This is a genomic window from Paenibacillus sp. BT-177, from assembly GCF_025846815.2.
Taxonomy (GTDB): Bacteria; Bacillota; Bacilli; order Paenibacillales; family Paenibacillaceae; genus Paenibacillus; species Paenibacillus polymyxa_C.
In genome coordinates, this window is the sequence record NZ_JAOYTP010000006.1 from 1 (window position 1) to 12768 (window position 12768).

Sequence of the window (12768 nt, forward strand, 5' to 3'; positions counted from 1 at the left end):
TTTTCAGGGTGTAACCTTGAAGTTAGAATTTGCGAGGCAAATTCATGTTTGGTGGCGATAGCGGAGGGGTTCCACACGTACCCATCCCGAACACGACCGTTAAGCCCTCCAGCGCCGATAGTACTTGGACCGCAGGGTCCTGGGAGAGTAGGACGCCGCCAAGCGAACTTTATATTTATTATTCCCTGATAGCTCAGTTGGTAGAGCACTCGACTGTTAATCGAGTTGTCACAGGTTCGAGTCCTGTTCGGGGAGCCATTTGCTCTCATAGCTCAGTAGGTAGAGTGCATCCATGGTAAGGATGAGGTCACCGGTTCGATCCCGGTTGAGAGCTTGTTACAGGATGGCCCGTTGGTCAAGGGGTTAAGACACCTCCCTTTCACGGAGGTAACAGGGGTTCGAATCCCCTACGGGTCATAGGATAGTATGGAGGCTTAGCTCAGCTGGGAGAGCATCTGCCTTACAAGCAGAGGGTCGGGGGTTCGATCCCCTCAGCCTCCACCATATTTTATTCTCTTACATGGATGAAATATAGGGGAATTGTGAATCATATGCATATTGGGGATTAGCCAAGCGGTAAGGCAACGGACTTTGACTCCGTCATGCATAGGTTCAAATCCTATATCCCCAGCCATTAAGAGCCATTAGCTCAGTTGGTAGAGCACCTGACTTTTAATCAGGGTGTCGAAGGTTCGAGTCCTTCATGGCTCACCATTGTATTACATGCGCGTGTGGCGGAATTGGCAGACGCACTAGACTTAGGATCTAGCGTCTTTGACGTGGGGGTTCAAGTCCCTCCACGCGCATCCTGTTATTGCGGACGTGGCTCAGCGGTAGAGCATCGCCTTGCCAAGGCGAGGGTCGCGGGTTCGATTCCCGTCGTCCGCTCCATATTTGCGCCCTTAGCTCAGCTGGATAGAGCGTTTGACTACGAATCAAAAGGCCGGGAGTTCGAATCTCTCAGGGCGCGCCATCTTTTTAAAATAATATAATATCGGGATGTAGCTCAGCTTGGTAGAGCACCTGGTTTGGGACCAGGGGGTCGCATGTTCAAATCGTGTCATCCCGATACTGATTTGCGGGTGTAGTTCAATGGTAGAACTTCAGCCTTCCAAGCTGATAGCGTGGGTTCGATTCCCATCACCCGCTTACCGATTACCTAGAAGCCGAAAGGCTTCTTTTTATTTTGTCACAATACATTAACTTCTATGTATATAGAGCATTAAATGATGCCTCTTGTCGTGCACGGTTGGGGATGACTTGTGCATATCCTACATAGGCTTTTATCACCTAGACCCGGATTTCCCCTCTTACGGCCCCCTTTTTCCTGTAGTAAGGCTAAATTCGTGATCAAATCCATTGAAAATAGGAATCCTATAATTATTATGTTGCGAAATTCATGGTGATAACTCTACATCTGCTCCTTTTGTTGTGCACACTCTTCTTTATTTATGTGGGTAACACGTAGAGATTAATGAGTAAACAGATTTAGAATACTGAGATTATGGCTTTTTTGTGTATATCTTTGTGGATAGAGCGCAATGAATTTCACTTTGTCAACAAATAATGAACATATACACATCATGACACAAGAATTTGTACCTTTGAAAACGCGCCTTTTAAAAGAGACTGTGCATAAAGTTTCGCACATCAATAGCTATAAAATCAGGTTTAATTTTTAAATTTCATTATTATGTATATATAACCAATATATTCTCCAAAAAAGTATTTCAAAAGCATGATTTTTTCCTGTAAATTTTGCAGCTTTTCATACGTTTTTATTGTATGATGTTAAGAAAGTGTCAAATTTCGTGTGTATACGTACCTTTGCTACAACTGAATAGGTGTGGAACAGATCAGATGGGGGGAAAAGCATGACTGAGCTTACGTTAACCGCTAACAAAAACCAATCCAATAATCTGCTACGGCGGGACGTTCGTTTTCTAGGAAATATTCTTGGTGAGGTTTTGGTTCATCAGGGTGGCAACGAACTTTTGGATATCGTGGAGAAAATACGTGAGGCAAGTAAATCGTTACGTGCCGGGTATCAGCCGGAGTTATACGAGAATTTCAAACAAATGGTCAGTGGACTGGATACGGATATTCGTCACCAGGTTATTCGCGCGTTTGCGATTTACTTTCAGTTGGTGAATATCGCTGAGCAGAACCATCGTATTCGTCGTAAGCGGGATTATGAGCATTCCGCTGGTGAAGAGGTTCAACCCGGTTCTATCGAAAGTTCCGTTCAGGAGCTTAAACAAGGAGGCTTCTCCGCAGAGGACGTTAGCAACATGCTGAATGAACTCTCTTTGGAGCTGGTCATGACTGCACATCCTACAGAAGCAACACGACGAGTAATCCTGGATATCCACAAACGTATTTCCGAAGACGTCATGCTGCTGGATAATCCGATGCTTACCTTGCGTGAGCGAGAACAGGTACGGGAAAATCTGCTTAATGAAGTAATTACACTGTGGCAGACCGATGAGCTGCGTGATCGAAAGCCAACTGTATTAGATGAAGTAAGAAATGGAATGTATTATTTTCATGAGACCTTGTTTCATGTATTGCCGGATGTATACCAAGAACTGGAACGATGTTTGGTCAAATATTATCCTGAGCAAAAATGGCACATTCCAACTTATTTGAGATTTGGTTCTTGGATCGGTGGAGACCGAGACGGGAATCCATCTGTTACATCTCATGTGACTTGGGAAACATTACGTATGCAGCGCAAGTTGGCTTTGAGAGAATATCAGCACACGCTGAAAGAACTCATGGGTTACTTGAGCTTCAGTACCAGCATTGTTCGAGTTTCTGATGATTTGTTGGCTTCTATTGAAGAAGATCGCGCCCACATCACACTTAAAAAAATGGAAGTATGGCATAACGAAAAAGAGCCTTATCGCATCAAACTGGCATATATGATTGCTAAGGTGAATAACGTTTTGGATGAAAGCAAACAGGGTACCAAGGAGCGCTACAGCTCCGCGGAAGAACTTATTGCAGACCTGAATGTTATTGACAACAGCTTGCGCCATCATTTTGCTGATTATGTGGCAGACACGTATATCCAAAAGATGATTCGTCAGGTAGAGCTATTCGGGTTTCATACGGCTACGCTGGATGTGCGTCAGCATAGTCAGGAACATGAAAATGCGATGACTGAAATTCTTTCAAAAATGAATATTGTGTCAGATTACAGTAAGCTGTCAGAGGAAGAAAAAATAGATCTGCTGGAACAGCTGCTGAATGAACCGCGTCCGATTACTTCGCCGTATTTAAAATATAGTGATAGCACACAGGAATGTCTTGATGTATATCGTACGATTTATTTGGCTCAGGAGGAATTTGGCAAGCAATCCATTACAAGCTACTTGATCAGTATGACCCAAGGGGCCAGTGATTTGCTTGAGGTCATGGTATTAGCCAAAGAGGTGGGCCTGTTCCGCATCGAGAAGGATGGCACTGTCATCTGTACGCTGCAATCCGTTCCTTTGTTCGAAACGATAGATGATTTGCACGCTGCACCTGATATTATGAGAAGATTGATGAACCTGCCTGTATATCGACAATCTGTAGCCGCCATGGATGAGCTTCAGGAGATCATGCTTGGCTACTCGGATAGTAATAAGGATGGCGGTGTGGTTACAGCGAACTGGGAACTTCGGGTCGCTATGAATAGCATTACGGAAGTAGTAAACGAGTATGGTGCAAAAGTGAAGTTTTTCCACGGACGTGGAGGAGCGCTGGGGCGTGGAGGAATGCCACTTAATCGCAGTATTCTGGCTCAGCCTCCTCATACCATTGGTGGAGGAATTAAGATTACGGAGCAAGGCGAAGTGCTATCATCCCGCTATTCGCTCAAGGGGATTGCATATCGGAGCTTGGAGCAGGCGACATCGGCGTTAATTACGGCTGCTGCCTATCATCGCTCGGGAAAGAAAGAAGTGTTCGAGGAAAGCTGGGAGGAGATTATTGCCCGTATTTCCGAGGTATCACTGGAGAAGTATCAAGATTTGATTTTCCGAGACCCGGATTTCTTCAGTTTCTTCAAAGAATCTACACCGTTGCCTGAGGTAGGCGAGCTGAATATTGGATCTCGCCCGTCCAAGCGTAAGAATAGCGAACGTTTTGAGGACTTGCGCGCCATTCCGTGGGTTTTTGCGTGGACACAAAGTCGTTACTTGCTACCCGCTTGGTATGCGGCAGGAACTGGTTTGCAAAGCTACTATCAAAACAATGAAGATAACCTTAAAGTGCTGCAAACGATGTTTAGAGACTCTGCTTTCTTCCGGTCGCTTATTGATACACTGCAAATGGCAATCGCTAAAGCGGATTTGCTGATTGCAGAGGAGTACGCTGGGATGTCGGATAATGAAGAAGCACGACAACGTATATTTGGACAGATTTCTGCAGAGTTCAAGCTGACATCTGAGTTGATTTTGAAAATAACCGGACAATCTGAGATTTTGGACGATGTACCTGTTATTCAGGAATCTATCCGGTTGCGTAATCCTTATGTCGATCCGTTAAGTTATTTGCAGGTTCAATTGCTAAGTGAGCTGCGCGAGTTGCGTAATCAGAACGGTGATGATGCTGAAATGCTGCGTGAGGTACTGTTGACGATTAACGGAATTGCCGCAGGCTTGAGAAACACAGGCTGATATAGTTTGGCTGTATGATACAGGCAATCGGGTACTCATGGAGTGCCCGATTGTGCTGTGTTTATAGTAATGACGCACGAGTTTGTTACTTGTGTCCATACTTCAGTTGATTTCTGGATAAAATTAAACTACGATGAATAATCATAAACATATAATAAGTAACCCATCAGCAAGTCTGGGGGAGTATAGAGTGGATAATATGGAAAGCCGCTTGGTTAGGCTGGTGCAAAAAGGTGATCAGCGAGCTTTTGCGGAGTTAGTCGAGTTATATAAAGATCGGATTTTTCATCTTTCCTACCGGATGCTAGGTAATCGTCATGAGGCGGAGGATTTGGTGCAGGAAACTTTTTTGCGTGTGTATCGCAACTTGGAAAAGTATGACCATGGACAGAAGTTCTCAACCTGGATTTATCGGATTGCTACAAATCTGTGCATTGATCGTCTGCGAAGGAGAAAACCTACATACTCACTTGATGCTGAAATGAATGATCAGGAAGGTGTTGATGGGTACGCCATGCTTGCTAGTGAAGAGCTTACCCCTGAAGGGAGTACGCTGTTGTCAGAAACGCAAGCTTTAATTCATGACGCCATTGACAGCCTTCCGGATAAATACAAGACGATTATGGTTTTACGGTACTTGCAGGAGCTTTCCTTGCAGGAAATTAGCGATGTGCTCAATCTCCCAGTTACCACAATTAAGACAAGAGTACACAGGGGACGGGATTTTCTACGCAAAAAATTGGAGCACAAGCTATAAATGATGTGCATACATTCTAGGAAAAGAGCCTACGTAGATGTTTTTATGAAACATAATGCTCGTTGTAACGTATGTAAGATGAGCAAAGTTTCTAAGCCGGAGCATGTTATGTTGAGAAACACGGAAGAATATTAGAAAGGATTGGCTCATATGGATTGCAAACAAGCCGTCTCTTTTATGCATGACTATCTAGATGGCGACCTGTCTGAGCAGGACAAACATGAGTTGGAACAACACTTGTTAGACTGCCCGGAATGCCGCATGCGTTTTAAAGAGCTGGAGCGGACGGATGCGATGCTTTACGGTACACGCTATCATCAAGTGCCGTGTGTATCGGATGAGCTGACATTTCGCATTATGAATGCTTTGCCGCCGCATAAAAGACAGCCTGCGGTGCCTATGCTAACTTGGGTGAAGAGGCATCCCGCTGTAACAGCTGCCGCCTTCTTCCTTATTGTGATATGCTCAAGTATGGCCAGCTTTTCTAGCACGGACCATCAATTGGTAGTCAAAGGAAGCAATCTAGATCAAGTTGTTATTCAGGGCGATACTGTAATTGTACCTGAAGGGAAATCCATTGCCGGAGATTTAACAGTACAAAATGGTGAGGCCCGTGTATACGGTGATGTGGAAGGAAATCTTACTGTGATTGACGGCTCTTACTATCAAGCTTCAACCGCCCATATTGCAGGACAGGTTAAAAGTATCGATCAAACCTTGGACTGGATTTGGTACAAGGTTACCGATTTGTTCGGGGGACCGTCTTCTCCATAAAAGAAGCTTGAAATGGCAAGAACGATATCGAGCGCCTTTTTCCGCTGGAAAAGGCGTTTTTTTGTATATGAATCTGGCGAATCGTACTGTATTTTACTGATTTTGGTGATTCTTTTGTCGCACAGCTTGCAACGTGAGCCTGATCGTTATAACCTAGATAGAGAGAGCATACTGTGTACATATTACACCCACTCACTACAGAAAATTGCGGGGGCATGCGCATGTTGGATTATTTTGCGGACCTGACTTGGAAAGAGTCCATTAAAGATATTATCGACATTTTAATCGTAACCTATATTATGTATCAGCTTATTTTACTTGTTCGCGGAACGCGAGCAGTTCAATTGTTAAAAGGAATTCTGTTCCTGGTCGTTATTTGGGCGGTTAGTACCTGGTTTGATTTGTACACGCTCAAGTGGTTGATGAATCAGATGTTCACCTTTGGTGTAGTGGCTATTTTTATTATTTTTCAACCTGAGTTGCGTCGTGCTCTAGAGCAGTTGGGGCGTGGTAAATTATTTGGGCGTTCGTCGGTAGATGATGAAGAAATCAATAAGTTAATTGGAGAAATGATTAAGGCGCTGAATTATTTATCACGTAGAAAAATAGGAGCATTGGTCGTATTCGAGCGCGAGACAGGACTGAACGAATATACGGAGTCTGGTATCAAGACACAGGCCGTAGTTAGTTCTGAACTGCTAATTAACATCTTCATTCCCAATACGCCTTTGCATGATGGTGCGGTGATTATACAAAATAAACAGATTGCTTCTGCGGCCTGCTATTTGCCATTATCGGAAAATCCCTTCATTAGCAAGGAGTTGGGAACCCGTCATCGGGCTGCAATTGGCGTGAGTGAGGTAACTGATGCCGTAACTGTCGTGGTATCGGAGGAAACAGGGCAAATTTCGTTGGCTATCAATGGTCAGGTCGTACGAGACATTAAGGAAGAATCCCTAATCTCCAAGCTGTATGAGGAGTTGCGGCCAACACCGTCACTGAAGGAAAAACGCGGCTCATTCTGGAATCGGAGGGGAGGCCGTGGAAATTCATGATGGACAAATGGATTAACAATAATACGATTTCCAAGATATTGGCGCTTGCGGTTGCTATAATGCTGTGGGGAATGGTTCATCTGGATACAGGTACACCTTCGTCTACGTTGACCGTTTCCTATAATAATAAAATAATTGATAATGTGGCCATTCAGGCCAGTGGTCTGGATGATTCAAAATATGTGCTGTCTACTATGGACACGGATCATGTAAAGATGGAGGTCAGAGGACAGCGCTCTGTCCTGACTACTTTTTTCGCGGATAATTATCAGGCAAAACTAAACTTAAGCGGCTTAGGAGCAGGTACTAAAACATTGTCACTTGAACCGGATTTGCCGGATGGGGTGGAATTGGTATCGATGACTCCTAACCGTGTTACAGTAACAATTGAGGAAAAACAAACGAAATCATTCAATGTATCTATAGTACCTAAGGGTAGTCCAGATGCGGGGCTACAGCTCGGCAAGCCTGTGATTGCTCCTCAAACGGTAAAGGTTACTTTACCCAAAAGCCAGTTGAATACCGTTACTGCGGTGCAAGGGGCTGTTAATACGGATGGCATCTCAGAAAAGTTTGAACAGAAACGTGTAAAACTGAAGGCTTATAACAAAAAGGGACAGGAACTCACAGGTGCGGTCATTGAGCCATCCACGGTGTCCGTTGAAATCCCGGTCACTCAGCAGGCGAAGTCTGTGCCTGTCAAGATAGTTTATTCCGGAGAGCTGCCAGACGGATTGGCGCTTTCTAAAGTAAACGCAAACGTGAAGGAAGCAGCGGTATATGCATCACAGGATGTATTAAGCAGGCTCAGCTCTTATGTCACGGTTACACTCGATCTGAGTCAATTTACGGAAGCGGGGACCCGTACGGTTCAAGCTAATTTGGCAGCTCCCTCAGGTTCTGATAAAATCGAGCCAGGGTCAATACAAATTCAGGTGACTGTCGTTCCTTCCAATGAAGTTACAGATACGGAACGGACGCTGTCAGGCATCCCAATCGTTTTACAAGGTGCAGGAGATGGAGCTAATGCGACTGTCATAGCGCCCACAGGCAAGACGATGGATGTTACTGTGAAGGGTCCTCAGGATTTGGTAAACAATTTAACCAATGATGACGTTAGTTTGGTGGCAAATGTAAGTGGCCTCTCGGCTGGTCAACACGAGGTTACTTTGAAAGTAGGCTTGCCTAAATACATTACACAAGCCGGGAATGCCGGCCAACTAAAGGCAACGGTAAACATTGAGAGCCCTTCTACGCCTGCTGTAACGAATCCGAATAGTGAGAATGAATCAAACCCCTCTGGTAGTGGTGATAAGGGGCAGGAGAGGCCACAGGAGGGGCAAGGCAATCAAGGTGGCAACTCTGACGCTAATACCGGGGACAACGCAGCTGCGGAGGATAAAACAAATCCTCATAACGGCGCAGAATCTTCTGCGAATGGAACCTCGGAGAACAGTCAGCCATAACATGTTTTATCTGTAGTAAATGATCAAGATTTATTAGACAAAAAAAGGGAGTCATTTTACATGGGGAAATATTTTGGTACAGATGGTGTACGAGGCATTGCTAATCAGGAACTAACAGCCGAACTGGCATATAGCATTGGCCGCTGCGGCGGATATGTCTTAGCAGGTAATGTAGAGAAACCGACAGTTGTGATTGGTATGGATACACGGATATCCGGGCTGATGTTGGAATCGGCACTGGTAGCCGGGTTGTTGTCCATTGGGGCTAATGTGGTTCGCCTAGGTATTGTTTCCACGCCTGGGGTGGCATATCTCACACGGCAATTGAAAGCGGACGCTGGTGTAATGATCTCGGCATCTCACAATCCTGTTGAGGACAACGGGATTAAGTTTTTTGGCGGCGATGGGTTTAAATTAACCGATGAAACGGAATTGAAAATTGAAGAGCTTATGGATGCAAAAGAAGACCAATTGCCTCGTCCGATTGGCAGCGGGTTGGGCACGGTTGTTGTAGACGAGCATTCCCGCTACGATTATCTGGAGTTTTTGAAAACAACAATTAGTCATTCTTTTGAAGGTCTAAAAATTGTATTGGACTGTGCAAACGGAGCAGCTTATGAGCTGGCGCCGAAGCTTTTTGCGGATTTGGGAGCTGAAGTGCACACGATCGGAGCGGAGCCAAACGGATTGAATATCAATGATCATTGTGGCTCGACTCATCCTGAAAAGCTGAAAGAGGAAGTGCGCCGCTTGAAAGCGGATATTGGGCTTGCCTTTGACGGCGATGCTGATCGCCTGATCGCAATTGATGAGAACGGGGAAGAGGTAGATGGAGACTACATTCTCTGTATTTGCGGAGATGCAATGAACCGCGCTGGAAAACTCAAGGACAGCACCATTGTATCGACAGTAATGAGTAATATCGGTTTTTATAAAGCTACTGAAAAGCTGGCTCTCAAGACTGCAAAAACTGCGGTCGGAGACCGTTATGTGATGGAAGAAATGCGTCGGGGTGGATTTAATCTGGGCGGTGAGCAGTCTGGTCATGTTATTTTCCTGGATCACAATACGACAGGTGATGGCATGCTGACAGGGATTCAACTGGTAGATACCCTGAAAGCTTCTGGCAAGAAGATGAGCGAGCTAAAATCGCTTATGAAACAATATCCGCAAGTGCTTGTGAATGTACGTGTGCAGGACAAACGCAATTACGAGGGGAATCCTGCGATTGCAGAAGCGATTGAACAGGTGGAACAACAATTGGGCGATAATGGGCGTGTATTGGTCCGTGCTTCAGGTACAGAGTCGCTTATTCGTGTAATGGCCGAAGGCCCGGATAAGGACGAGCTGGAGCAGTTTGTCGGACAGATCGTAGATGTCGTGAAAAAAGAATTAGTTTAAAATTTTGTAAACGTAGGTTGCCTGTTAAACATAAGCAGGCAACCGCATTTACGGTTATTCACTAATGATTTAACGCCTTTAGGGTGTAATTATGAATAAAGTGTCATTGCCAAATGATGCTCTGCTGAATATAATATAGGGATGTTGTGACTCAAATAGAGAAAGCGAGGGTTGTGAGGTAACGTAATACAAGCGCCAGAGCTTGATTTTGTGCGGGGGAACTTGGTGGAGAAGCAATAGATTCCGTTGAGATGATATTGCTCGCATCGGTTCACGACAAAGCAAGCTGACGAGGTGAAGGTGTTCGAAACATTCGGCGGGGACCTTCCGGTGAAGCATCAACCCGTAAACCGGCAGCGGAAAATGAACAGGCAACTGTTTACACAACGCACCGGTAGATGCCCAAATTATTTTATAACCTAAATTATAAGATTCATTTCATGAATGTGCGGCCATCATCATTGGCGTGCGCGGTTTGGGAATTTCGTTACATTCGTGAAGAGATGCCTGTAAATTCTATAGTTATCATTGACAACTTCATAGATGAATGAACTTTATTCCACAATCTACCGCACACGTTAGTCCTGTGATGAGTCGTCTTGTGAAATGATGATCGGGAGGATAACGAATATGTGTGGCATTGTAGGATATATTGGTAATCAGAATACGCAAGAGGTATTGATTGACGGACTGAAGAAGCTGGAATATCGCGGGTATGATTCTGCGGGTATTGCTGTGTTTACAGATTCAGGACTGCAAGTAGCCAAGGCAAAAGGTCGTCTGGCGAATCTGGAAGCTAAACTGGATGGTACACCGTTGGTAGGCCATGCAGGCATCGGACATACACGTTGGGCAACACACGGTAAACCTTCTGATGAAAACTCCCATCCACATTTGGATGAGAGCCAAAAGTTTTCTGTAGTTCACAACGGAATTATTGAGAACTATCTGGAACTGAAGGAACAGCTGATCGGAGAAGGTCATACCTTTATTTCCGAAACGGACACAGAAGTTATTTCCCATCTGGTAGCGCGTGAGTATGAAGGAGATATTGTTAAAGCAGTACAAAAAGCAATTACCTTTATGCGCGGTGCTTTTGCACTGGGAGTGCTGACCGAGCACGAGCCTAATAAGCTGGTAGCTGTTCGCCAAGCCAGCCCGCTGGTTATTGGTGTGGGAGAAGGCGAGAACTTTATCGGTTCCGATATTCCGGCTATTCTGAAATATACACGCAATGTATTTATTTTGAACGATGGCGAAATGGCTGTTCTGACTAGTGATGCTGTCGAATTAATGACAATCGAAGGCCAATTTATTTCTCGGGAAATGATTCATGTCGAATGGGATGCTGTGACAGCGGAAAAAGGCGGATATGAGCATTTCATGTTGAAAGAAATCCACGAACAGCCTAAGGCTTATCGTGATACAATGTTGGGCCGTATCGATAAAGATACTAAAAAAGTTGTTCTTCCAGAGCTGAAGCTAACAGAAGAACAAATTAAAAATATCCGCAACATTCAAATTGTAGCGTGTGGTACAGCTTACAATGCTGGTTTGATTGGTCGTACGGTTATTGAAAGTATGGCTCGTATTCCGGTAGAAAACGATGTAGCTTCCGAGTATCGCTACCGTTCTCCTATCGTAACACCTGAGACATTGGTGATCGTGGTGAGTCAATCCGGTGAAACTGCTGATACCTTGGCAGCACTACGTGAAGCACAAGCAAACGGAGCGCATGTACTGGCGATTACAAACGTAGTTGGTAGTTCCATCGCCCGTGATGCAGATGATGTGTTGGTTACACTGGCAGGACCGGAAATTGCCGTAGCCTCCACCAAAGCGTATTCTTCCCAGTTGATTGCGTTTTATCTGTTGGGTCTGTATCTGGCTCAAGTACGCGGCACACAAACGGATGAGCAAGTAGCTCATGTGCTGGCTGCTATGGAATCACTGCCAGAGCAAGTAGAAGAGATGTTGAGTAAAGCAGATGCGATCAAAGCCTATGCTGAGCAAATCGCTAGCAACAAGCACCTGTTCTTTATTGGTCGTGGTCAGGACTATGCTGTAGTACAGGAAGGTTCCCTGAAACTCAAGGAAATCTCCTACATTCATTCCGAGGCATATGCTGCGGGTGAGTTGAAGCATGGTACACTGGCATTGATCGAAGAGGGAATTCCAGTTATTGCTTTGGTAACTCAGGAATCCGTGTTGGAAAAAACCGTGAGCAACATTAAGGAAGTCAAAGCTCGTGGCGGTGACGTGCTTGCAATCACGTATGAAGAGCACGCTGTTGAGCTACTGAAATCCGTGGATCAAGTATTTGCAATTCCAAAAACACTTCCGATTCTGTCCGCTGCCATTTCAGTTATAGCTCTCCAACTATTGGCTTACTACGCATCGCTTGCACTGGGTCATGACGTTGACAAACCACGTAACCTGGCGAAAAGTGTTACTGTAGAATAAGCATTAGTAAAATTCTAAATTAATGATCAAACACAATAAAGATGAGTTCTGAACAATAAAGTTGAGTTCTAAAAATTCAAGCTTATTTATTGTTGTATCGATGTACTAAAGTTATGAAGTTTATAAAAAATAGTAAAATATCATATTAAAATTAATTAAGTGATTATTTGTAAAAAAACCCGATG

Annotated in this window: 7 protein-coding genes, 11 tRNA genes and 1 rRNA gene; all 19 read left to right on the top strand. The window is 44.6% G+C overall.

Annotated elements, in window-relative coordinates:
• Positions 1 to 47 precede the first annotated feature (47 nt).
• A 5S ribosomal RNA gene (gene rrf / locus OIU26_RS17990) occupies positions 48 to 164 on the top strand.
• Positions 165 to 182: 18 nt separating this feature from the next.
• Positions 183 to 258: transfer RNA gene (locus OIU26_RS17995), tRNA-Asn, on the top strand.
• Positions 259 to 261: 3 nt separating this feature from the next.
• Positions 262 to 334: transfer RNA gene (locus OIU26_RS18000), tRNA-Thr, on the top strand.
• A gap of 11 nt (positions 335 to 345) precedes the next feature.
• Positions 346 to 417: transfer RNA gene (locus tag OIU26_RS18005), tRNA-Glu, on the top strand.
• Positions 418 to 428: 11 nt separating this feature from the next.
• Positions 429 to 504: transfer RNA gene (locus tag OIU26_RS18010), tRNA-Val, on the top strand.
• A 55-nt stretch (positions 505 to 559) separates the two neighbouring features.
• Positions 560 to 634 (top strand) — tRNA-Gln (locus tag OIU26_RS18015).
• A gap of 4 nt (positions 635 to 638) precedes the next feature.
• Positions 639 to 714 (top strand) — tRNA-Lys (locus tag OIU26_RS18020).
• An 11-nt stretch (positions 715 to 725) separates the two neighbouring features.
• A tRNA-Leu gene (locus OIU26_RS18025) sits at positions 726 to 806 on the top strand.
• Positions 807 to 816: 10 nt separating this feature from the next.
• Positions 817 to 891 (top strand) — tRNA-Gly (locus OIU26_RS18030).
• Positions 892 to 896: 5 nt separating this feature from the next.
• Positions 897 to 973 (top strand) — tRNA-Arg (locus tag OIU26_RS18035).
• Between the two features lie 22 nt (positions 974 to 995).
• A tRNA-Pro gene (locus OIU26_RS18040) sits at positions 996 to 1069 on the top strand.
• 9 nt (positions 1070 to 1078) lie between these two features.
• Positions 1079 to 1149, top strand: a tRNA-Gly gene (locus OIU26_RS18045).
• A 725-nt stretch (positions 1150 to 1874) separates the two neighbouring features.
• On the top strand, positions 1875 to 4667 hold the full coding sequence (gene ppc, locus OIU26_RS18050; RefSeq protein WP_025675905.1) for a phosphoenolpyruvate carboxylase: 2793 nt from the start codon (positions 1875 to 1877) through the stop codon (positions 4665 to 4667).
• 190 nt (positions 4668 to 4857) lie between these two features.
• On the top strand, positions 4858 to 5424 hold the full coding sequence (gene sigW / locus OIU26_RS18055; protein WP_013373239.1) for an RNA polymerase sigma factor SigW: 567 nt from the start codon (positions 4858 to 4860) through the stop codon (positions 5422 to 5424).
• Positions 5425 to 5574: 150 nt separating this feature from the next.
• Entirely contained in the window at positions 5575 to 6198 is a 624-nt protein-coding gene (locus OIU26_RS18060; protein ID WP_013373238.1) for an anti-sigma factor, read from the top strand.
• 221 nt (positions 6199 to 6419) lie between these two features.
• Positions 6420 to 7253, top strand: a complete 834-nt coding sequence (gene cdaA / locus OIU26_RS18065; protein ID WP_013373237.1) for a diadenylate cyclase CdaA — start codon at positions 6420 to 6422, stop codon at positions 7251 to 7253.
• Positions 7250 to 8719 carry a CdaR family protein gene (locus OIU26_RS18070; RefSeq protein ID WP_264217576.1) on the top strand — a complete coding sequence of 490 codons (1470 nt, stop codon included), beginning with the start codon at positions 7250 to 7252 and terminating at the stop codon, positions 8717 to 8719. Before cdaA ends, OIU26_RS18070 begins: the two co-directional genes overlap by 4 nt.
• A gap of 60 nt (positions 8720 to 8779) precedes the next feature.
• Positions 8780 to 10120 carry a phosphoglucosamine mutase gene (glmM, locus tag OIU26_RS18075; protein ID WP_013373235.1) on the top strand — a complete coding sequence of 447 codons (1341 nt, stop codon included), beginning with the start codon at positions 8780 to 8782 and terminating at the stop codon, positions 10118 to 10120.
• A 630-nt stretch (positions 10121 to 10750) separates the two neighbouring features.
• Positions 10751 to 12583 carry a glutamine--fructose-6-phosphate transaminase (isomerizing) gene (gene glmS / locus OIU26_RS18080; protein ID WP_013373234.1) on the top strand — a complete coding sequence of 611 codons (1833 nt, stop codon included), beginning with the start codon at positions 10751 to 10753 and terminating at the stop codon, positions 12581 to 12583.
• Positions 12584 to 12768 lie beyond the last annotated feature (185 nt).